This is a genomic window from Aurantimonas coralicida DSM 14790, assembly GCF_000421645.1.
Lineage (GTDB): Bacteria > Pseudomonadota > Alphaproteobacteria > Rhizobiales > Rhizobiaceae > Aurantimonas > Aurantimonas coralicida.
Map to the genome: position 1 here is coordinate 218,947 of NZ_ATXK01000004.1, position 20,291 is coordinate 239,237.

A 20,291-nucleotide genomic window follows, 5' to 3' on the forward strand; every position below is an offset into this window, starting at 1 on the left:
CAAAACAAAACCTGAACAAACCTATCTGTTCTAGTTGTGTTCCGCAAGTGGCTCCAGCGCCGTCAGGGGGACGTAATCGCAGGGATCGCCCGCTTCGGCCGGTGCGGCGCGGACAGGGCGGACGAGCAGCGCATCGGCCGCGGCATAGATCGACAGCAGCGAGGAATCCTGCCGCGACAACGGCACGATGCGGGGTGGGCCGGCGCCGTCCGGTTCGATCCGGGCGCGCACGAAATCCGTGCGGTCGCCATTGTCCGGCATCGGCGCGGCGAGAATACCCCGGCGGTACAGCGGACGCGCGGGACGGCCTGCGAGGCGCCGAACCAGCGGTGCCAGGAACAGGGTCGCGGCGACCATGGAGGAGGCGGGGTTGCCGGGCAGGCCGACGACCCGCATGTCGCCCAGCCTGCCGGCCATCAGCGGCTTGCCGGGTCGCATGGCCACCTTCCAGAAGTCGAGGGAGACGCCATGAGCGGCGAAGACCTTGCCGACGAGATCGTGGTCGCCGACCGATGCGCCGCCGATGGTGACGAAGATGTCGGCGCCGTCCGCGATCGCCTGTGTCAGCTGGGCATCGATGGCCGCTTCGCGGTCGGGCGCGATCCCGCAATTCAGCGGCAGGCCGCCGGCCTCGCGCACCAGTGCGGCGACACCGAAGGTGTTGGAGGCGACGATCTGCGACGGACCGATGGGTTCGCCGGGCAGGACGAGTTCGTCGCCGGTCGCCAGGATCGCCACGCGGGGCCGGCCGCGTACCGGGATCGACGGATGACCACCGCTGGCGGCCAGCGCGATGGCGCCCGGGGTCAGCACGGTGCCGGCGGTGAGAAGCGGCGTGCCCGCGGCGAAATCGATTCCCGCCGGGCGGATGTGCTGGCCGACGACGACCGGCGCCGTCGCGGTGACCGTGCTGTCCCGACGGTGGGCGTTCTCCTGGATCAGGATGGCGTCGGCGCCAGCGGGAACCGGCGCGCCGGTGGATATGCGGATGGTCTCGCCCGGCTGCAGCGTGCCGTCATAGGCGTGGCCGGCGGCCGATTCGCCGACGAGCCGCAGGGAGGGGAAGGGCGCTTCGTCGCCGAGGTCGGCGGCGCGGACCGCGTAGCCGTCCATGGCGGAGGCGTCGAAGGCCGGCTGGGTGCGCAGCGAGGCGAGGTCCGCGCCCAGAATGCGGCCCGAGGCGTCGCGCAGCGGCAGCGTCTCGGTTCGGGCGAGGGGCCGGGCGTCCTCGACGAGGAGACGATAGGCCTCCTCGACGGGGATGAGACTCACGACGCGGCGTCCGCCGACCAGTCGCCGGAGCGGCCGCCGGATTTCGCCAGCAGGCGGATGCCGCTGATGGTCATGGAGCGGTCGACCGCCTTGGCCATGTCGTAGATGGTGAGGCAGGCAACCGAGACGGCGGTCAGCGCCTCCATCTCGACACCGGTCTTGCCGCCGACCCGCGCCGTCGCCGTGACCCTAAGGCCGGGCAGCGCCGGCTCGGCGGTGATCTCGACGCCGATCTTCTCCAGCATCAGCGGATGACAGAGCGGGATCAGGTCGTGGGTCTTCTTGGCGCCCATGATTCCGGCAATGCGGGCAATGCCGATGACGTCGCCCTTCTTGGCCTCGCCGGCCAGGATCAAGTCGAGCGTCGCCGGCTCCATCATCACGAAGCCTTCGGCCTCGGCGACGCGGCGCGTGCGCTCCTTGTCGCCGACATCGACCATCGACGCGGCGCCGGTGGCGTCGAGATGGGTCAGCGTGACGTCGCGCGGATCGCTCATGCGGACACCGTGACGGCGGGATCGCCGCCGATCAGCGCGCGGGTCGCGGCCTCGACGTCGTCCTGACGCATCAGGCTCTCGCCGACGAGGAAGGTGCGGATGCCGTGTCCGGCGAGGCGCTGGCAGTCGGCATGGGTGAAGATGCCGCTTTCGCCGACCAGGACGCGATCGTCGGGCACGAGGGCGGCGAGCCGCTCGGCGGTGTCCAGCGAGGTCTCGAAGGTGCGCAGATTGCGGTTGTTGATGCCCAGCAGCGGCGATGCGAGCGCAAGCGCCCGCTCGGTCTCGGCCTCGTCATGCACCTCGACCAGCACGTCCAGGCCATAGGCGATGGCCGCGGCTTCGAGGTCGCGGGCGAGGGCGTCGTCGACCGCGGCCATGATGATCAGGATCGCGTCGGCGCCCCAGGCCCGGGCCTCGGCCACCTGATAGGTATCGTAGTGAAAATCCTTGCGCAGCGCGGGCAGGGTGGTCGCCGCGCGCGCCGCCGTCAGGAAGGACGGATCGCCCTGGAAGGACGGCGTGTCGGTGAGGACGCTGAGACAGGCGGCGCCACCGCGCTCATAGGCGGCAGCGAGGGCGGGCGGATCGAAATCCTCGCGGATCAGGCCCTTGGACGGGCTGGCCTTCTTCACTTCGGCGATGAGCGCAAACTCGCCGGCGCGGTGGCGCGCGCCGAGCGCCGCCGCAAAGCCACGCGGCGGCTCGACGGCGGCGAACTGGCCTTCGAGATCGGCCTGCGAGATCCGCTGCTTGGCGGCGGCGATCTCCTCGCGCTTGTAGGCCTCGATCCGCTGCAGGATATCGCTCATTTGGTTTCCCCCGCAATCGCCTGGGTGACCGCGGCCAGCCGCTCCAGCGCGGCGCGGGCGCGGCCGCTGTCGATGGCGTCGGCGGCCTTGGCGATGCCCTCGCGCAGATCGGCCGAATGTCCCGACATGACCAGAGCGCCCGCCGCGTTCAGAAGAACGATCTCGCGATAGGCATTGTCGGCCCCGTCCAGAACCGCACGCAAGGCGGTCGCGTTGGTCGCGGCGTCGCCGCCCTTGATGTCGGCCAGCGGCCAGCGGCGCAGGCCGACATCCTCCGGCTCGATGGCGAACTGGCGGATCTCGCCATTCTCCAGCGCCGCGACTTCGGTGGTGCCGCAGACCGTCATCTCGTCGAGACCGTCGCCATGGACGAGCCAGGCGGATTCGGTACCGAGCGCGCGCAGCGTCTCGGCCATCGGCACCAGCCATTCCCGCGAGAACGAGCCCAAGAGCAGCTTGCCGACGCCAGCGGGGTTGGACATCGGTCCGAGCAGGTTGAAGATCGTGCGGGTGCCGAGCTCGACGCGGCTCGGGCCCACGAACCGCATGGCGGCGTGGTGGGTCGGCGCGAACATGAAGCAGATGCCGGCATCCGCGAGGGCCCGCGAGATGGCGTCGGGCTTCAGGTCGACATTGACGCCGAGCGCCATCAGGACATCGGCCGCGCCGGATTTGGACGACAGGGCACGGTTGCCGTGCTTGGCGACGACAAGGCCGCAGCCGGCCAGAACGAAGGCCGAGCAGGTGGACACGTTCAGCGTGCCGGCGTGGTCGCCGCCGGTGCCGACGATGTCGACGGCTCCCGCCGGCGCCTCGACGCGCAGCATGTTGGCGCGCATGACGTCCACCGCGCCGGCCATCTCGTCGACGGTTTCGCCGCGCACGCGCAGCGCCATCAGGAAGCCGCCGATCTGCGACGGCGTCGCTTCGCCGGACATCATGACCGAAAAGGCCTCGCCGGCCTCGGCGCGGTCCAGCGTCTCGCCCGCCGCGACCTTGGCGATGAAGGGTTTCAGGCTCTGGCTCAACGGATCAGGGCCTTCGCCCGCTCGATGCCCGCCGGGTGAACGGCGATGGCGGTGTCGTTCTGGAGCAGCGACACGTAGGTCTCCAGAATGTCGTTCTCCAGCATGCCGGTCATCTGGCTGCGCTCGTTGGCGGCGACGTTGGCCGCCGGGTCAGCCGGGGGCGCAACCTCGACGACGCGCAGGACGATCTGCGAGCCGGCCTCGCGACCAGCGGCCGTGGCGACCGTGCCGGTTCCGCCGGAGAACGCCGCATTGACGCCGGCCTGGCCGAGTTCCGACACGCCGGACTGGCGCGAGATCGCCGCTGCCGTGCGGGCTTCCGCGCCGACCGCGGCCGCCGCATCGGCCATGCTCTGGCCGGCCTGCAGCTCGGTCTTCATCTGCTCGGCGCGCTCGGCGAGCTGCCTGTCCGTCTCGGCGGCCTTCCAGTCGGCCACCACCCGGTCGCGCACCTCGTCGAGGGTGCGGTCGCGGGCCGGGTCGATGCTGATCACGTCATAGAAGACGTAGCCGTTGGACTGGAAGTTGATCGGCACATTGTCGAGGCCGGGCTCGGTCTCGAAGACGCCGGGCAGGAATTCCTGCGCCGACGGCTGTTCGGCGACGGGCTGGCCGTCCGGGCCGTTGCCCTCGCGGTCGACGGCCGGGATCGTCTGCACCGTCAGGCCGGCACTCTGCGCCGCTTCGGCGAAGGTTGCGCCACCGGCGCGGGCATCCTCGAAGGCGTTGTAGGCACTGTTGGCCGTATCGCTGGCCGCCACGAGTGCCAGTGCCGAGCGAATCTCGTCGGAAACCTCTTCCAGCGTCTGCACGGTTTCCGGCTGGATTTCCGTGACCTGCAGAAGCACCGGCCCGAAGGCGCCGCTGACCACGTCCGACACTTCGCCCTCGGCGAGCGAGAAGGCCGCCTCGGCGACCGTCGCATCGGGAATCTGCGACCGGGTGACGAGGCCGAGATCGATATCGGCGGCGCTGCGGCCGGCCTCGCTCGCGACATCGGCAAAGCTGGTGCCCGCCTCGAGCTCAGCCTTGGCGCCTTGCGCAGCCGCCTCGTCGGGGAAGGCGATCTGCTGCACCCGGCGCTGCTCGGCGGTGGTATAGCGCTCCTTGTATTGCTCGTAATCCGCCGCGACCGCCTCGTCGGTGATCGTCGTCGGGTCGGCCATCGCCTCGGGCGTCAGCACCGCGTAGGCCACCGAACGATATTCCGGCGCGGCGTAGGTTTCGCTGTTCTCCTGGAAATAGGTCGCGAGAACCTCGTCCGACGGGTCGGCCACGGGAGGGATGGTGGCGGGGGTCAGCGTCACGTATTCGATCGTGCGCCGCTCGCCATTGTAGAGGCCGAGCGCCGTGGAGAAGGCGTCGGGAATGGCGATGCCTTCCGAGACCGCGTCCACGATCTGGCTGCGCACCGCCTGGTTCTCCTGGCCGCGAATGTAGTCGGCCTCGCTGATCCGGGCGTTGTAGAGCGCATTCTGGAACTGGGCGCGGGAGAAATTGCCCGAGGCATCCTGGAAGGTCGGGTCCTCGGCGATCACCTGGGCGAGGCGGTCCTGCGACAGGCCGAGATCGATGCGGCGGCCCTGCTCATCGAGCACGGCGCCTGCGACCAGCTGGCTGATGACGGACTGGCCGATGCCGAACATCTCGGCTTCCTCGGCGGTGGGCCGGCGGCCGATCTGCTGGGCGAGGCGGGATTGAGCCCGGTTGTAGGCCAGCGCATAGTCCTGCAGCGACACTTCGGTCTCGCCGGCGGTCAGCACGGCATTCGCCACCCCGCCGCGAAAGACGTCGCCGATGCCCCAGACGGCAAAGCTGAGCACGAGAAGGCCGAGCAGGATCTTGGCCGTCCAGCCGGAAATGCTGCCGCGGAGCGTGTTGAGCATGATGGTCTCCCGTTCGCCCGACAAGGATCGTCGCGCGCGAGGCGATCCTGGGCATTCTGTTCCGTGCCTTTTAGGAAACCGGGCCCATCGGACGCAAGCGACCCGCACGATTGATTTACGCCCTTCGATGCGTAAGGTCCGCGCCGGGCCCTGGGCGCCTGACAAAGAGCTGAGGATACACGATGGCACCGACGCCGCTGATTGCCGGAAACTGGAAGATGAACGGGCTCCTGAAGGAGCTGGGTGAGCTGCAGACGCTGGCCGAAGCCGCCGGCGCTGGCCTCAACCAGGGCCGCGACATCCTGATCTGTCCGCCGGCTACGATGCTGTCGGCGAGCTTCGGCATTCTCGGCAACCATGTCGCCGTGGGCGGCCAGGACTGCCATCCGGCCGTAAGCGGCGCCCATACGGGCGACATTTCCGCTGCGATGCTGAAGGATGTCGGCGCGCGCTACGTGATCGTCGGCCATTCCGAGCGCCGCGCCGATCATGGCGAGAGCGACGAACTGGTCCGCGCCAAGGCCGAGGCTGCGATGGCCGCGGGCCTGATCGCGGTGATCTGCATCGGCGAGACCGAGGCGGAACGCGATGCCGCCGCGACGACGGACGTTCTGGCGCGGCAACTGGCCGGCTCGCTGCCGGACAACATGGACGGCGACCGCGTCGTTGTCGCCTATGAGCCGGTCTGGGCGATCGGCACCGGCAAGACGCCGACGGCGGACGACGTGCGGCACATCCACGACTTCATCCGCCGGACGCTGGTCGAGCGCTTTGGCGAGGCCGGAAACGGGGTCCGCATCCTCTATGGCGGGTCGGTGAAACCGGGCAATGCGGCCGAACTCCTGGCCATCGACAATGTCGACGGAGCCCTTGTCGGCGGGGCCAGCTTGAAGGCGTCGGACTTCATCGCGATATGTCAGGCGTCGCCGACAGCCTGACCGGAACGACACGGGCCGCGCGCCCAATCGCCCGCAAATGCCGAATACGGTTGGAAAGCGGGCGTCGCTTCTGTAGAAGGCGCGCAATTATCGAATAGACGCGTTGCGAAAGTTCCATGGAAACCATTCTCATCATCATCCACTTGATGATCGTCGTGACGCTCGTCGTCGTCGTTCTGTTGCAGCGCTCCGAAGGCGGTGCGCTCGGCATCGGTGGCGGTGGCGGCGGCATGATGTCGGCCCGCGGTGCCGCCAATGCGCTGACCCGCACGACCGGCATCCTGGCAGCGGCGTTCTTCGTCACCTCGCTCTCCCTCGGCATCTTGGCCCGCTACGGCGCCCAGCCGACCGACATCCTGGACCGCCTGCCGGTCAATCAGAGCGGCCAGAGTGCGCCGGCCGGTGACGGCAGCGATCAGGGTGGCAGCCTGCTGGATCAGCTGGGCGGTCTTCCCGAGCAGCCGCAGGCTCCCGCTGGCGGCGCCGCGACCGAGACGGCACCGGTCGCCGCCGACGCACCGAGCGCGGCTCCGTCGCTGCCCGACGAGGCGCCGGCAGCCCCGACCGGCGAGACCACCGCAGCTCCGGCGCAGCCGGCACCGGCGGCCGAGGAAGCGCCCGCACCGGCCACCGAGGCGGCGCCTGTCGAGGAAATTCCCGCCAATCCGGCCGAGGATGCACCGGGCGTCGAAGACGCGCCGACCGTGCCGCCCGTCGAGGAGCCGGCCGCGGGCACGACGCGTCCGTCCGACGAGCCGGCCACGCCGCAGAACGGCCAGTAGCGCTTCGTTCGCCCATTGAACGTCATCGGCGGGGCACCTTCGGGTGCCCCGCTGGTTTTTCGCATGTGTAAAAAGTGACTGGCGGAATCATCTCCGCCGCGATATCGGGAAGGCCCATGGCGCGATATATCTTCATCACCGGCGGCGTGGTCTCTTCTCTCGGCAAGGGCATTGCATCGGCCGCACTCGGTGCACTCCTGCAGGCACGCGGTTATCGCGTGCGGCTGCGGAAGCTCGACCCCTATCTCAACGTCGATCCGGGCACGATGAGCCCGACGCAGCACGGCGAGGTGTTCGTCACCGACGACGGCGCCGAGACCGATCTGGATCTCGGCCATTACGAGCGCTTCACCGGCCGCTCGGCCAACCGGATGGACAACATCACCACCGGGCGGATCTACCAGGAGATCATCGCCAAGGAGCGCCGCGGCGACTATCTCGGCGCGACGGTCCAGGTCATTCCGCACGTCACCGACGCCATCAAGGAATTCGTTCTCGACGGGAACGAGGATTTCGATTTCGTCCTCTGCGAGATCGGCGGCACGGTCGGCGACATCGAGGCGCTGCCGTTCTTCGAGGCGATCCGCCAGCTCGGCAACGACCTGCCGCGGGGCGGCGCGATCTACGTCCATCTGACGTTGATGCCGTACATTCCGACGGCCGGCGAGCTGAAGACCAAGCCCACGCAGCATTCGGTGCGCGAACTGCGCGCCATCGGCATCCAGCCGGACATTCTGCTGGTGCGCGCCGACCGGCAGGTGCCGGCGGAAGAGCGCCGCAAGATGAGCCTGTTCTGCAATGTGCGGGAAACGGCGGTTATCCAGGCGCTGGACGTCGCGACAATCTACGATGTGCCGATCGCCTATCACCACGAAGGTCTCGACACGGAAGTGCTGGCCGCCTTCGGCATCGATCCGGCCCCCAAGCCGCAGCTGCAGCTCTGGCACCAGGTGACGGACGGGATTCGCCATCCCGAGGGTGAAGTCACCATCGCCATCGTCGGCAAATATACCGGCCTCAAGGACGCCTACAAATCGCTGATCGAGGCGCTGCAGCATGGCGGCATCGCCAACAAGGTGCGGGTCAAGCTCGACTGGATCGAATCGGAGGTCTTCGAGCAGGAGGACCCGACGCCGTATCTGGAGCGGGTGAACGGCATTCTGGTGCCCGGCGGATTCGGCGAGCGCGGCTCGGAGGGCAAGATCCTCGCGGCCAAGTTCGCCCGTGAGCGCAACGTGCCGTATTTCGGCATCTGCTTCGGCATGCAGATGGCCGTGATCGAGGCGGCCCGTTCGCTGGCCGGCATCCAGAACGCCGGCTCGACGGAATTCGGCGATCCCGAGGAAGCCGTCGTCGGCCTGATGACCGAATGGCTGAAGGGCAACGAGCTGGAGCAGCGCGCCAAGAAGGGCGATCTCGGCGGCACCATGCGCCTCGGTGCCTATGCGGCGAGCCTCAAGGAAGGCTCGAAGATCGCCGAGATCTACGGCGACACCACCATCGAGGAACGGCATCGCCACCGCTACGAGGTCAACCGCGCCTATCGCGAGCCGCTGGAAGCCGTCGGCATGAGCTTTGCCGGCATGTCGCCGGACGGGCTGCTGCCGGAGACGGTCGAACTGGCCGACCATCCGTGGTTCATCGGCGTGCAGTACCATCCGGAACTGAAGTCGCGCCCGTTCGAGCCGCATCCGCTGTTCGCGAGCTTCATCGCCGCCGCCGTCGAGCGTTCGCGGCTGGTCTAGGCCTCTGCGGCCGTGCCGACCCGGTGCGGCTGCGTCCCCGTGACGAGCATGCCGCCCTTGGTGGAATGCCGGTTGTCGGCGCTGTCCGGCATCTGGGCTCGGCCGGGCCGGGCGCCATGCATCTGGAATTGCCGGGGGAGATCGAATAGGCCGTGACCATGCGCGCGATCGATCATCTCGTCCTGTCCTTCGATGACCTCGCCACGGCCCGCGAACGGCTGGGTGCGCTCGGCTTCACCGTTGCACCGGACGCCGTCCATCCCTTCGGCACCGGCAATGCCTGCGTGTTCCTCGCCGACGGCGTCTATCTCGAACCGCTGGCGGTCGTGGACGCGGCGGCGCAGGCCGAAGCGCTGGCGGAGGGGAATGTCTTCGTCGCGCGGGATGCTGCGTTCCGATCCGAACACAATCTGCCGGGCTTTTCGGGCCTGGCGTTCCGGTCTGCCGATGCGCTGGCCGACCGCGAGGCGCTGACGGCGCAGGATCTCGCCGAACCGGCGACCGTCGATTTCTCCCGTACCTTCCGGCAGGGAGATGGCGCCGAGGCGACCTTGTCGTTTCGTCTCGCCTTCGCCCGCCTGCTGCCCGGATTCGTCGCGTCGCTGTTCTTCTGCGAGGCCCGCCACAGCGTCGCGCCGGATCGCTCGGCGCTGTCACGCCATGCCAACGGGGCCGACGGCCTGCTGCGCATCGTCCTCGTCGGGACGGTGGATGAGGAGACGCGGCGGCTTCTGGAGACAATCGCCGGATCGGCGCTGACAAGCGACGGCAGCGGCGGCACGACACTGACCCTGGCAAATGTCGTTCTGGAGTTCCTCACGCCGTCCCTTGCCCAGGCGCGCTACGGCGTCGCGGCCGTTGACGATCGGCTGCGGCTCGCCGGGATGGTCCTGGCGGTCGCGGATATCGAGCAGGCCCGCGCCGCGCTTGCGCCGGATGTCGTGACGGAGCGCGACGGACGCATCGTCGCCACGCTCGGTCCCGCCAGCACCCCCTTCATCGCCTTCGAGGAGAGACCATCATGACAGCGCCCAACGGCACCGTCGCGGCTCGCAATACCGTGTTCGACAATTCCCGGCCCTTCGCGCTGATCGCCGGCCCATGCCAGATGGAAAGCCGGGACCACGCGATGATGATCGCGGAGAAGATGAAGCGGATCACCGACGATCTGGGCATCGGCTACGTCTTCAAGGCAAGCTTCGACAAGGCCAACCGTACCAGCCTGAAGGGCCGGCGCGGCATCGGCCTGGCCGACGCGCTGCCGGTCTTCGAGGAAGTGGCGCGGACCTTCGACCTGCCGGTGCTGACCGACGTCCACACCGAGGAACAGTGCCGCGAGGCCGGCACGGTCTGCGACATCCTGCAGATCCCGGCGTTTCTTTGCCGGCAAACCGATCTTCTGATCGCGGCGGCCGGAACCGGCCGGGTGGTCAACATCAAGAAGGGTCAGTTCCTGGCACCCTGGGACATGAGCAATGTGCTCGCCAAGGTCACCGAGAGCGGCAATCCCAACGTGCTCCTGACCGAGCGCGGCGCGTCCTTCGGCTACAATACGCTGGTTTCCGATTTCCGCGCCTTGCCGATCATGGCGGGGATGGGCGCGCCGGTGGTCTTCGACGCCACCCACTCGGTGCAGCAGCCGGGCGGGCAGGGCGGCTCGTCGGGCGGCGAGCGCCGCTTCGTCGAGACGCTGTCGCGGGCCGCCGTCGCGGTCGGCGTCGCCGGCCTGTTCATCGAGACCCATGAGGATCCGGACAACGCGCCGTCGGACGGCCCCAACATGGTGCCGCTGGACCGCATGCCAGAGCTCCTGAAGCGCCTGCAGGCCCTGGATGCGGTGGCCAAGGGCTTCGACTGAAACACTCCATGCCGGGCGCCGGCAGGGCCGTCAGCGCCATCGCCGGCCGACCGCAACCAGAATCAGTTCAATCCGTCACATGCCTGGTCTAGAAGGCTGGCAGAACCACATTTGGAGGCACCCCGCATGACCGCGATCATCGACATCATCGGACGCGAAATTCTCGACAGCCGGGGCAACCCCACGGTCGAGGTCGACGTCATCCTGGAAGATGGCACGCTGGCCCGCGCGGCGGTGCCGTCCGGCGCCTCCACGGGCGCCCACGAGGCGGTCGAGCTGCGCGACGGCGGCAGCCGCTACATGGGCAAGGGCGTCCAGAAGGCGGTCGACGCGGTGAATGGCGAGATCCTCGAGGCGATCGGCGGCTACGAGGCCGAGGACCAGATCCGCATCGACGCCGCCATGCGCGAGCTCGACGGCACCCCGAACAAGAGCCGGCTCGGCGCCAATGCGATCCTCGGCGTGTCGCTGGCGGTCGCCAAGGCCGCGGCCGATGCCTCGGCGCTGCCGCTCTACCGCTATGTCGGCGGCGCCTCGGCGCATGTGCTGCCTGTGCCGATGATGAACATCATCAATGGCGGCGCCCATGCCGACAACCCGATCGACTTCCAGGAATTCATGATCATGCCGGTCGGCGCCGAGCGCTTCTCGGACGCGCTGCGGATGGGCGCGGAAGTCTTCCACACGCTGAAGAAGATGCTGAAGGACGCCGGCCACAACACCAATGTCGGCGACGAGGGCGGCTTCGCGCCGGGTCTCGCATCGGCGAAGGACGGTCTCGACTTCGTCATGCGGGCGATCGAGAAGGCCGGCTACAAGCCCGGCGAGGACATGTTCCTGGCGCTCGACTGCGCCTCGACCGAGTTCTTCAAGAACGACGTCTATGATCTGGAAGGCGAGGGCCGGAAGCTGTCGCCGGACGACATGGCCGGCTATCTGGCCGAGCTCGCCGGCGCCTATCCGATCATCTCGATCGAGGACGGCATGGCCGAGGACGACTGGGCCGGCTGGAAGACGCTGACCGAGAAGACCGGCGCCACCGTGCAGCTCGTCGGCGACGATCTCTTCGTGACCAATTCGGAGCGCCTGCGCGACGGTATCGCCAAGGGCGTCGCCAATTCGATCCTCGTCAAGGTCAACCAGATCGGCACGCTCACCGAGACGCTGGACGCGGTCAATGTCGCGCACCGGGCCGGTTACACCGCCGTGATGTCGCACCGCTCGGGCGAGACCGAGGATTCGACCATCGCCGATCTGGCGGTCGCGACCAATTGCGGGCAGATCAAGACCGGTTCGCTCGCCCGTTCGGACCGGCTCGCCAAGTACAACCAGCTTCTGCGGATCGAAGAGGAACTGGGCGACCAGGCGGTCTATGCCGGTCGCTCGATCCTGCGCGCGCGGGGCTGAAAGCCTGCCGCTTCGGCGGCGCAGAGAACGTATGGAAAAAGGGCGCCAGCGAAAGCCGGCGCCCTTTTTCGTGTCCCGCGGTCAGTTGCCGCGCTGATCGAGCTCGTTGACGACCTGGCCGTAGCTGATCAGCGAGAACAGTGCGGACCCGCCGAGAACGTTGCCGAGCAGGGCCGGCAGGTAGAAGCCGACAAGCGCGTCCTCAACCGACATCCGGCCCGCGAACATCAGCGCCATCGCTTCCACCGAACCGGCCACCACATGGGCGAGGTGGAAGAGGGCGATCAGGTAGGTCAGGAGCGCGATGACCAGGAAGCCCGAGCGATCGGCCGAGGGCAGCAGCCAGACGACCGTCGCCATCAGCCAGCCCGCCGCGATGCCGCGCAGCAGCATGTAGTGGAAGGCCGGCTCCATCGCCTCGGCGGAAAGGGTGAGCGCCGCCTCGCGGATCTCCGGCGCATTGAGGACATCGTAGGCGATGCCCGCGCCGAACACCGCCGTTCCGACCATGTTGGCGGCCAGAACCACCGTCCACAGCCGCACCAGCGCCACGACGCCTTTCCAGCGTCGCCGCGCCAGGACGGGCAGGGTGGCGCTGAGGGTGATCTCGGTGAAGAGCTGCTGGCGGCCGAGAATGACGATCAGGAAACCGACCGTATAGCCCCAGGATTCCAGCAGCGGTCGCCAGGGCGCATCGGGCAGATACGCCCTGAGCGCCGCCATGGTGTAGACCGAAAAGCCGATCGACAGGCCGGCGGCAAGGCCCGACCACCAGAGGCTGGCCGTCGGCCGGGTCAGTTCGTCCTCGCCCTCTTGGCGGACGATCTCGTAGACCGCCAGCGGGCGCAGCTTCAGCCGGTCGTCGATCTGGTGCAGTTCGCCCTCGGTGAGGGTGGAGCCTTCCTTCTCGATCCGCTGTTCGGTGACGTCGTTCGAATGCCGGCGCTTGCCGGCATCATGGACGGCTTTCGCCGATGTCTGTTCATCCATGACCATCTTCGCGTTCGGTGATGCCGCCGCGGGACGGCCATTGTCCCCAACATGGGGCCGAGCGCCCGCGACGACAGAGCCGGGCGGTGAACAGCGGGTCACCGCCCTTTGCGTCAGCTCACCTTGGGACGCTCGCCGGGCGGCCGTCCCTTGGCGCCCAGCATCCATTCGCGCCAGGACAGGCGCTCGCCATAACGCTCGAACAGGGCCGAATCCTCGTGGGCGGCGAACTGGGAGTAGTTCAGGACGGCGACGAAAGTGACGCCGCCGATGGTGTTGCCGAGCAGGACCGGCAGCACGAACATCGGGAACAGCGGCAGGAACGCCACCTCCTCCAGCCGGAAGCTGAGGAAGAACACCTCGACCGACGAGGTGATGACGTGGAAGAAGCCGCCGACGCCGACGAAATACATCAGCAGCCAGACGAACAGGATCTTCGACACCGTGTCGCGGCCGCCATGGACCAGCCAGACCATGGCGGCGACGATCCAGCCGGCGATGACGCCCTTGGAAAACAGCGAGAACCAGCCGGTCTCGTAGGCCTCGTGGCCCATCTCCAGGGCTCTTTCCAGCCGCTCCGGCGTCATCACGTCGAAATAGGCGAGGAGGCCGGCGGCGCCGACGGCGCCGATCATGTTGGCGACCAGCACCACAGCCCACAGGCGCAGGAGGTTGCGCAGGCTGGCGAGCTTGGTGAGGACCAGGACGACCGGCGTCAACGTGTTCTCGGTGAAGAGCTGATAGCGGCCGAGAACGATGATCAGGAAGCCGACCGGATAGAGCAGATTGCCCAACAGGCCGGGCGTCGCCTCGCCGGCGGCGTCGGTGAAGACGACGCGGGCCAGGAAGGTCAGGCCGAGCGCGCCGCCGGCGCCGATCCCGCTCCAGAAGAGATAGCGGTTGTTGGCATCGAGTTCGTCATCGGCGGTGGACAGCACCCGCGCGAAAATCTCCTCGAAGGCGAAGAAGTCCGACAGGGTCTCGCCCTCGGACGGCGCGTTGTCGAGCGAATCCTCCGGATCGGCCCGGCGCATCGCCTCCTCTTCTTCCTCGTGGCGGCGCGCCTTCGGGTCGTCCTCTTCGTGAGCCATGCATGTATCCTCGAGTGGGGCGCGGCGGATGGGCGCCGGTGCGGCTCATCTAGCGCCGTCGCGCGATTGCGGAAGATCGCCTGGCGGCGCCTGCGTTCGATTCCGCTGGCCAGTGCGGATTGCACCGCGCGTGGCGTGGTTTACGCGGCCTTAAGCGGAACATGCGAAGGGTCGGGAAAAGGAGGGCCCGATGCGCACCATCCAGAAACGTCAAAGCCGGATCGGCGGCCTCATCGTGCCGGCGATCACCGTCAGCTTCCTCGCCTATTTCGCGATCCACGCCCATAGCGGCAAATACGGCATCGAGGCGAAGGCCGAACTGACACGCGATCTCGCGGTGAAGAGCGCGCGGCTCGACGAACTCGAGAGCCGCCGCGAACGTCTCGAACGCCGGGTGCAGCTGCTGCATGACGGGACGCTGGAACGCGACATGATCGACGAGCGGGCGCGGCGCGCGCTCAACGTGACGACGCCCGAAGAGATCGTCATCCTGCGATAGGTAGGCGCCGCTCGATATTGCACCTGCACAGTGATGGCGGGTTTGACCGGCGGCAGTGCCGCCGGACGGTGTATTCCGACCCGAATTCGCACGCCAAACAACCGCCTGCGCGCACGAAAACGACCCATCATAGACTTAAACGCAATCTCGGTTGAATTTGCTGCATTGCAGCAAGTAAACCGGAATTCGATTAAAGAGCGCGGCGTCGCTTGATGGGCGGTGCGGAGCATCTATACTCGGGGTGAATTGTAGCCGCGAATTGGCGGATCAAGACCCGGAGGCAGCATTGGCGGCCAGGCAGAGCAAGACACCCGCATCCAAGAAGGCCGCAGGCCCCTCGGGCGACGGCGCGGTTTCCACGGCGGATTCGTCCGCGGAGATCGTCAAGACGCTCGAGCATTTCGACGCGCCCGCGCCCGCAACCTTTTCCAAGGACGAGGAGATCCGCGCCTATCGCGATATGCTCCTCATCCGGCGCTTCGAGGAAAAGGCCGGCCAGCTTTACGGCATGGGCTTCATCGGCGGCTTCTGCCACCTCTATATCGGCCAGGAGGCGGTCGTCGTCGGAATGCAGATGGCGATGAAGGAAGGCGACGAGGTCGTCACCGGCTATCGCGACCACGGCCACATGCTGGCCACCGGCATGGAAGCGCGCGGCGTGATGGCCGAGCTCACCGGCCGCCGCTCGGGCTATTCCAAGGGCAAGGGCGGCTCGATGCACATGTTCTCGAAGGAGAAGAAGTTCTTCGGCGGGCACGGCATCGTCGGTGCGCAGGTGCCGATCGGCACCGGGCTGGCCTTCTCCAATCGCTACAAGGGCAATGATTCGATCGCGATCACCTATTTCGGTGACGGCGCGGCCAACCAGGGCCAGGTCTACGAGAGCTTCAACATGGCCTCGCTGTGGAAGCTGCCAGTCGTCTACGTGATCGAGAACAACCGCTACGCCATGGGCACCTCGGTGAACCGGGCCTCGGCGGAGACGAATTTCGCCCATCGCGGCCTGTCGTTCAAGATTCCTGGCATCCAGGTCGACGGCATGGATGTGCGGGCGGTCAAGGCCGCCGGCGATCTGGCCGCCGAGCATTGCCGCTCGGGCGAGGGGCCGATCATCCTCGAGATGATGACCTATCGCTATCGCGGCCATTCCATGTCCGATCCGGCCAAGTATCGCAGCCGCGACGAGGTCCAGAAGATGCGGTCGGAATCCGATCCGATCGAACAGGTCAAGCGCCGGCTCATGGAAGAGCAGGGCATGTCCGAGGACGACGTCAAGGACATCGACAAGAAGGTCCGCGAGATCGTCGCCGACTCGGCCGATTTCGCCCAGAATGATCCCGAGCCGGACGTCTCCGAGCTGTGGACCGACATCTATGCGGACGTGCTTCCGCAGGCGGCCGAGTAGGGGAACCGACCATGCCGATTCAAATCCTGATGCCCGCCCTGTCCCCGACCATGGAGGAGGGCAACCTCTCCAAGTGGATCAAGCAGGAGGGCGACACCGTATCGCCCGGCGACGTGATCGCCGAGATCGAGACCGACAAGGCGACGATGGAAGTCGAAGCTGTCGAGGAAGGCACGCTGGGCAAGATCCTGGTCCCGGCCGGTACCGAAGGCGTGCGGGTGAACGCCCCGATCGCCCTGCTGCTGGCCGAGGGCGAGGACGAGAGCGCGCTGGAGGACGGTGCTGCGACCGCGGCGAAGTCCGCGCCCGACGAGCCGGCGAAGAGTGATGAGGCGCCGGCTCCCGCCGAGACGTCCGCGTCTTCGGGCGGTGACATGGAGGCGCGCCGGGTGCCCGCCGAGGGCAAGGTTCACCCCGAGCCCGAGGACGAGGTCGGCGCGTTCGGCCAGGAGATCCCCGAGGGCACCGAGATGGTGTCGACCACGGTGCGCGAGGCGCTGCGCAGCGCCATGGCCGAGGAACTGCGCCGTGACGACGATGTCTTCGTCATGGGCGAGGAAGTCGCCGAGTACGAGGGCGCCTACAAGATCACCCAGGGCCTGCTGGCCGAATTCGGTGCTCGCCGCATCGTCGATACGCCGATCACCGAGCACGGCTTTGCCGGTCTGGGCGTCGGCGCGGCCTTCGGTGGCCTGAAGCCGATCGTCGAGTTCATGACCTTCAACTTCGCCATGCAGGCGATCGACCAGATCATCAATTCGGCGGCCAAGACGCTGTACATGGCCGGTGGCCAGATGGGCTGCCCGATCGTGTTCCGCGGTCCGAACGGCGCCGCGGCGCGCGTCGCGGCCCAGCACAGCCAGGACTACGCCGCGTGGTACAGCCACATTCCGGGTCTGAAGGTGGTGCAGCCCTATACGGCGGCCGACGCCAAGGGTCTGCTGAAGTCGGCGATCCGTGACCCGAACCCGGTTATCTTCCTCGAAAACGAGATCCTCTACGGCCAGAGCTTCGACGTTCCGGCGATCGACGACTGGACCGTGCCGATCGGCAAGGCCCGCATCCACCGCAAGGGCAAGGACGTCACCATCGTCTCCTTCGGCATCGGCATGACCTATGCGGTCAAGGCAGCCGAGGAACTGGCGGCCGAGGGCATCGATGCGGAGGTCATCGATCTGCGCACGATCCGTCCGATGGACATCGACAGCGTCGTGCGGTCGGTCAAGAAGACCAATCGCTGCGTCACCGTCGAGGAAGGCTGGCCGCAGGGTTCGGTCGGCGAGCATATCGCCTCCGAACTGATGGTCCGCGCCTTCGACCATCTCGACGCGCCGGTGCTCAAGGTCTGCGGCAAGGACGTGCCGATGCCCTATGCGGCCAATCTCGAGAAGCTGGCGCTGCCGTCGGTCAAGGACGTGATCGATGCGGTCAAGGCCGTGACCTATCGGGACTGATGCCATGGCGAGCGGTACGGCTCATCCCGGTGCGGCAGGTGACGATGCGGGCCTTGTCCTGGTTCAGGATATCGACGCGTCGCCGGCAGCCGTCTGGGAGTGCCTGACCGAACCCGCCTGTTTCAGGAGCTGGTGGCGCGAGACCGTGGAGTTCGAGCCGCGGCTCGGCGGCCATTTGCTGGAGCCGTGGACGGATGCCGACGGCGTCGAGCATCTGACCCGGGCCGAAGTCACCGCCTATCACCCGCCGCACGGACTGGTGATGGTCTGGGCCGACGCGGACTGGGGCTTCGACACCGTCGTGTCGGTGTCGCTGGAGTCGCTGGCGGACGGCACGCGGGTGACGATCGAACATCAGGGCTGGCAGGCTGCGCCCGAAGCGGATCGCGCGGCCCTTCTGCTCGACCACAGGAATGGCTGGTCGCATCACCTGTCCAGGCTGACCGACCACGCACACGAACATGATGCCCGGCGCAAGGGCCATTGAGGAGACGTTCCGGATGCCCATCAATGTGACGATGCCCGCGCTCTCGCCGACGATGGAGGAGGGCAACCTCGCCAAGTGGCTGGTGGCCGAGGGCGACACGGTTTCGGCCGGTGACATCATCGCCGAGATCGAGACCGACAAGGCGACCATGGAGGTCGAGGCCGTCGACGAGGGCAAAATTGCCAAGATCGTCGTCCCCGCCGGTACCGAAGGCGTGAAGGTCAACGCCGTCATCGCCATTCTGGCCGCCGACGGCGAGAGCGTCGAGGATGCGGCCAAGGGCGGCGGCTCGGCTGAGGGGTCGGACGACAAGGGCGGCGCGATGGTTGCCGATCCGAAGGCCGACGCTGCCGTGACCGGTTCGGAAGCCGACGCGAAGGATGCGGAAAAGCGCGGCGACAGCCGCCCAGCGGCCGATGCCAAGGGCGCGTCGTCCGGGCAGGGCGGTTCGGGCGATCGCGTCTTCGCGTCGCCGCTGGCGCGCCGGCTCGCCAAGGATGCCGGGCTCGATCTTGGCGCGGTGCAGGGCTCCGGTCCGCACGGTAGGATCGTCAAGGCCGACATCGAGAGCGCGAAGGCATCGGGCAGCGCCCGCAAGGCTGCCGATGCGCCGGCTGCCAAGAGCGAGGCCGCGCCGGCCCCGGCAGCGGCGCCTGTCGCCAAGGGCACCAGCGACGAGGCCGTTCTCAAGCTGTTCGAAGAGGGCTCCTACGAGAAGATACCGCATGACGGCATGCGCAAGACCATCGCCAAGCGCCTGGTCGAGGCCAAGTCCACGGTCCCGCATTTCTACCTGACGCTCGACTGCGAGCTCGACGCACTCCTGGCACTGCGCAAGCAGCTCAACGAGGCGGCGCCGATGATCAAGACCGATGCGGGCGACAAGCCGGCCTACAAGCTGTCGGTCAACGACATGATCATCAAGGCGATGGCGCTGGCGCTGAAGGCGGTGCCGACGGCCAACGTGTCCTGGACCGAGTCGGCCATGCTGCAGCACAAGCACGCCGATGTCGGCGTCGCGGTGTCGATCGAGGGCGGCCTGATCACCCCGATCATCCGGCGCGCAGAGGAGAAGACGCTCTCGGCGATCTCCAACGAGATGAAGGACCTGGCCAAGCGCGCCCGGGCCCGCAAGCTGAAGCCCGAGGAATATCAGGGCGGCACCACGGCCGTCTCCAATCTCGGCATGTTCGGCATCAAGGACTTCGCCGCGGTGATCAATCCGCCCCATGCGACGATCCTGGCAGTCGGCGCCGGCGAGCAGCGCGCGGTGGTCAAGAACGGCGCCGTGACCGTCGCCACCATGATGAGCGTGACCCTGTCGACCGACCACCGGGCGGTGGACGGCGCGCTGGGTGCCGAACTGGCGGTGGCGTTCAAGCAGCTGATCGAAAACCCGATGTCGATGCTGGTCTAGGGCGGGCCGATGAAAACCGTCCTGTGCTACGGCGACTCGCTGACCTGGGGCTACAACCCCGAGACCGGGCTGCGCCACGACTACGACAGCCGCTGGCCGAACGTCCTGGCCAGGGCGCTGGGCGAGGACGTGGTGGTCATCACCGACGCGCTGAACGGGCGGACCACTGTCTTCGATGACCAGATGGTGATGGCGGAGCGCAACGGGGTGAAGACCCTGCCGACGGCGCTGGGCGCGCACCAGCCGCTCGACCTCGTCGTCCTGATGTTGGGCACCAACGATCTGAAGCGGCACACTGGCGGCGGCCGGGTCTTCGAGTCGCGTCAGGGCATGGAGCGGCTGGTCGAGATCATCCTGACCTTCCCCTACCAGCGCGGCTATGACGCACCGAAGATCCTGATCGTCGCGCCGCCGATGTTCTGCGCGACCACGGAGCCTGACTTCACGCTGCTCTTCGGGCATGCGCTCGAGGAATCCCAGCATTTCCGTTCGGCCTGCACGAAGGTCGCGGAGGAATATGGATGCGCCATGTTCGACGCGTCCGAGGTCTGCGAAACGACGCCGCTCGACGGCATCCATCTGTCGGCGGAGCATACCCGCGCGCTCGGCGAGGCGCTGATCGCGCCGGTCAAGGCATTGCTCGACGAGACGGCATGAGCCGGCCGCCGCTGCCTCGCGTCCGGCGCAGGGCAGCCTTCGCGACCGCACCCATCCGGCCTGGTG

19 protein-coding genes and 1 pseudogene are annotated in these 20,291 nt (G+C 67.6%); 12 read left to right on the plus strand and 8 right to left on the minus strand.

Annotated elements, in window-relative coordinates; translation table 11 throughout:
• Positions 1–30 precede the first annotated feature (30 nt).
• The 5 genes from H536_RS0111520 to H536_RS0111540 are packed head-to-tail and all read right to left on the minus strand — an operon-like array spanning position 31 to position 5,495.
• Positions 31–1,272: a molybdopterin molybdotransferase MoeA gene (locus H536_RS0111520; RefSeq protein ID WP_024350611.1), complete on the minus strand. Its 1,242-nt coding sequence runs from the start codon at positions 1,270–1,272 to the stop codon at positions 31–33.
• Positions 1,269–1,769 (minus strand): cyclic pyranopterin monophosphate synthase MoaC, encoded by a 501-nt coding sequence (moaC, locus tag H536_RS0111525; RefSeq protein WP_024350612.1) that lies wholly within the window; start codon positions 1,767–1,769, stop codon positions 1,269–1,271. The genes H536_RS0111520 and moaC overlap by 4 nt, the downstream gene beginning before the upstream one ends.
• Positions 1,766–2,581 (minus strand): indole-3-glycerol phosphate synthase TrpC, encoded by an 816-nt coding sequence (gene trpC, locus H536_RS0111530; RefSeq protein ID WP_024350613.1) that lies wholly within the window; start codon positions 2,579–2,581, stop codon positions 1,766–1,768. The genes moaC and trpC overlap by 4 nt, the downstream gene beginning before the upstream one ends.
• Positions 2,578–3,609 carry an anthranilate phosphoribosyltransferase gene (trpD, locus tag H536_RS0111535; protein ID WP_024350614.1) on the minus strand — a complete coding sequence of 344 codons (1,032 nt, stop codon included), beginning with the start codon at positions 3,607–3,609 and terminating at the stop codon, positions 2,578–2,580. The genes trpC and trpD overlap by 4 nt, the downstream gene beginning before the upstream one ends.
• Complete coding sequence (locus H536_RS0111540; RefSeq protein WP_024350615.1) at positions 3,606–5,495, minus strand: peptidyl-prolyl cis-trans isomerase; 1,890 nt, start codon at positions 5,493–5,495, stop codon at positions 3,606–3,608. The genes trpD and H536_RS0111540 overlap by 4 nt, the downstream gene beginning before the upstream one ends.
• A 182-nt stretch (positions 5,496–5,677) precedes the next feature.
• On the opposite strand from H536_RS0111540, the gene tpiA reads away from it, so the two are divergent.
• The 3 genes and pseudogenes from tpiA to H536_RS0111555 all read left to right on the plus strand — a co-directional run bounded on the left by tpiA (position 5,678) and on the right by H536_RS0111555 (position 8,960).
• Positions 5,678–6,433 carry a triose-phosphate isomerase gene (tpiA, locus tag H536_RS0111545; RefSeq protein WP_024350616.1) on the plus strand — a complete coding sequence of 252 codons (756 nt, stop codon included), beginning with the start codon at positions 5,678–5,680 and terminating at the stop codon, positions 6,431–6,433.
• Positions 6,434–6,549: 116 nt separating this feature from the next.
• Positions 6,550–7,044, plus strand: a pseudogene (gene secG, locus H536_RS23280) (preprotein translocase subunit SecG); the annotation flags it as partial.
• Between the two features lie 287 nt (positions 7,045–7,331).
• Positions 7,332–8,960, plus strand: coding sequence for a CTP synthase (locus H536_RS0111555; protein ID WP_024350618.1), 1,629 nt, complete (start codon positions 7,332–7,334; stop codon positions 8,958–8,960).
• Here the strand turns inward: H536_RS0111555 and H536_RS0111560 are convergent.
• On the minus strand, positions 8,957–9,136 hold the full coding sequence (locus H536_RS0111560; RefSeq protein WP_024350619.1) for a hypothetical protein: 180 nt from the start codon (positions 9,134–9,136) through the stop codon (positions 8,957–8,959). The genes H536_RS0111555 and H536_RS0111560 overlap by 4 nt on opposite strands.
• Between H536_RS0111560 and H536_RS0111565 the strand changes: the two genes are divergently transcribed.
• The 3 genes from H536_RS0111565 to eno all read left to right on the plus strand — a co-directional run bounded on the left by H536_RS0111565 (position 9,119) and on the right by eno (position 12,225).
• Complete coding sequence (locus tag H536_RS0111565) at positions 9,119–9,985, plus strand: VOC family protein (RefSeq protein WP_024350620.1); 867 nt, start codon at positions 9,119–9,121, stop codon at positions 9,983–9,985. The two genes, H536_RS0111560 and H536_RS0111565, sit on opposite strands and share 18 nt — an antisense overlap.
• The gene (kdsA, locus tag H536_RS0111570) at positions 9,982–10,818 is read left to right on the plus strand and encodes a 3-deoxy-8-phosphooctulonate synthase (protein WP_024350621.1); all 837 of its coding nucleotides are present in this window, start codon (positions 9,982–9,984) and stop codon (positions 10,816–10,818) included. Before H536_RS0111565 ends, kdsA begins: the two co-directional genes overlap by 4 nt.
• 126 nt (positions 10,819–10,944) lie before the next feature.
• Positions 10,945–12,225, plus strand: a complete 1,281-nt coding sequence (gene eno, locus H536_RS0111575) for a phosphopyruvate hydratase (RefSeq protein ID WP_024350622.1) — start codon at positions 10,945–10,947, stop codon at positions 12,223–12,225.
• 81 nt (positions 12,226–12,306) lie between these two features.
• Here eno and H536_RS0111580 read toward each other — a convergent pair whose 3' ends face one another.
• Together H536_RS0111580 and H536_RS0111585 are read right to left on the minus strand one after the other, a co-directional pair.
• Positions 12,307–13,215, minus strand: coding sequence for a formate/nitrite transporter family protein (locus tag H536_RS0111580; protein ID WP_029703120.1), 909 nt, complete (start codon positions 13,213–13,215; stop codon positions 12,307–12,309).
• 113 nt (positions 13,216–13,328) lie between these two features.
• On the minus strand, positions 13,329–14,306 hold the full coding sequence (locus H536_RS0111585) for a formate/nitrite transporter family protein (protein ID WP_244495417.1): 978 nt from the start codon (positions 14,304–14,306) through the stop codon (positions 13,329–13,331).
• A gap of 190 nt (positions 14,307–14,496) precedes the next feature.
• Here H536_RS0111585 and H536_RS0111590 point away from each other — a divergent pair, with 190 nt between their 5' ends.
• From H536_RS0111590 to H536_RS0111615, 6 genes are all read left to right on the plus strand, one after another.
• Positions 14,497–14,805 carry an FtsB family cell division protein gene (locus H536_RS0111590; RefSeq protein ID WP_024350625.1) on the plus strand — a complete coding sequence of 103 codons (309 nt, stop codon included), beginning with the start codon at positions 14,497–14,499 and terminating at the stop codon, positions 14,803–14,805.
• A 379-nt stretch (positions 14,806–15,184) separates the two neighbouring features.
• Positions 15,185–16,210 (plus strand): pyruvate dehydrogenase (acetyl-transferring) E1 component subunit alpha, encoded by a 1,026-nt coding sequence (gene pdhA / locus H536_RS0111595; RefSeq protein ID WP_051141587.1) that lies wholly within the window; start codon positions 15,185–15,187, stop codon positions 16,208–16,210.
• Positions 16,211–16,221: 11 nt separating this feature from the next.
• Entirely contained in the window at positions 16,222–17,664 is a 1,443-nt protein-coding gene (locus H536_RS0111600) for a pyruvate dehydrogenase complex E1 component subunit beta (protein WP_024350627.1), read from the plus strand.
• 4 nt (positions 17,665–17,668) lie between these two features.
• Positions 17,669–18,151 carry an SRPBCC family protein gene (locus tag H536_RS0111605; protein ID WP_024350628.1) on the plus strand — a complete coding sequence of 161 codons (483 nt, stop codon included), beginning with the start codon at positions 17,669–17,671 and terminating at the stop codon, positions 18,149–18,151.
• A gap of 13 nt (positions 18,152–18,164) precedes the next feature.
• Complete coding sequence (locus H536_RS0111610) at positions 18,165–19,568, plus strand: pyruvate dehydrogenase complex dihydrolipoamide acetyltransferase (protein WP_024350629.1); 1,404 nt, start codon at positions 18,165–18,167, stop codon at positions 19,566–19,568.
• A 9-nt stretch (positions 19,569–19,577) separates the two neighbouring features.
• Positions 19,578–20,225: an SGNH/GDSL hydrolase family protein gene (locus H536_RS0111615; protein WP_024350630.1), complete on the plus strand. Its 648-nt coding sequence runs from the start codon at positions 19,578–19,580 to the stop codon at positions 20,223–20,225.
• Positions 20,226–20,291 lie beyond the last annotated feature (66 nt).

Bases quoted from the DNA above. Each gene is read 5' to 3' on its own strand.
- moaC (WP_024350612.1), bottom strand. From the start codon at position 1,769: ATGAGCGATCCGCGCGACGTCACGCTGACCCATCTCGACGCCACCGGC.
- trpC (WP_024350613.1), bottom strand. From the start codon at position 2,581: ATGAGCGATATCCTGCAGCGGATCGAGGCCTACAAGCGCGAGGAGATC.
- H536_RS0111540 (WP_024350615.1), bottom strand. From the start codon at position 5,495: ATGCTCAACACGCTCCGCGGCAGCATTTCCGGCTGGACGGCCAAGATC.
- tpiA (WP_024350616.1), top strand. From the start codon at position 5,678: ATGGCACCGACGCCGCTGATTGCCGGAAACTGGAAGATGAACGGGCTC.
- H536_RS0111555 (WP_024350618.1), top strand. From the start codon at position 7,332: ATGGCGCGATATATCTTCATCACCGGCGGCGTGGTCTCTTCTCTCGGC.
- H536_RS0111565 (WP_024350620.1), top strand. From the start codon at position 9,119: ATGCGCGCGATCGATCATCTCGTCCTGTCCTTCGATGACCTCGCCACG.
- H536_RS0111560 (WP_024350619.1), bottom strand. From the start codon at position 9,136: ATGATCGATCGCGCGCATGGTCACGGCCTATTCGATCTCCCCCGGCAA.
- kdsA (WP_024350621.1), top strand. From the start codon at position 9,982: ATGACAGCGCCCAACGGCACCGTCGCGGCTCGCAATACCGTGTTCGAC.
- eno (WP_024350622.1), top strand. From the start codon at position 10,945: ATGACCGCGATCATCGACATCATCGGACGCGAAATTCTCGACAGCCGG.
- H536_RS0111580 (WP_029703120.1), bottom strand. From the start codon at position 13,215: ATGGATGAACAGACATCGGCGAAAGCCGTCCATGATGCCGGCAAGCGC.
- H536_RS0111585 (WP_244495417.1), bottom strand. From the start codon at position 14,306: ATGGCTCACGAAGAGGACGACCCGAAGGCGCGCCGCCACGAGGAAGAA.
- H536_RS0111590 (WP_024350625.1), top strand. From the start codon at position 14,497: ATGCGCACCATCCAGAAACGTCAAAGCCGGATCGGCGGCCTCATCGTG.
- H536_RS0111600 (WP_024350627.1), top strand. From the start codon at position 16,222: ATGCCGATTCAAATCCTGATGCCCGCCCTGTCCCCGACCATGGAGGAG.
- H536_RS0111605 (WP_024350628.1), top strand. From the start codon at position 17,669: ATGGCGAGCGGTACGGCTCATCCCGGTGCGGCAGGTGACGATGCGGGC.
- H536_RS0111610 (WP_024350629.1), top strand. From the start codon at position 18,165: ATGCCCATCAATGTGACGATGCCCGCGCTCTCGCCGACGATGGAGGAG.
- H536_RS0111615 (WP_024350630.1), top strand. From the start codon at position 19,578: ATGAAAACCGTCCTGTGCTACGGCGACTCGCTGACCTGGGGCTACAAC.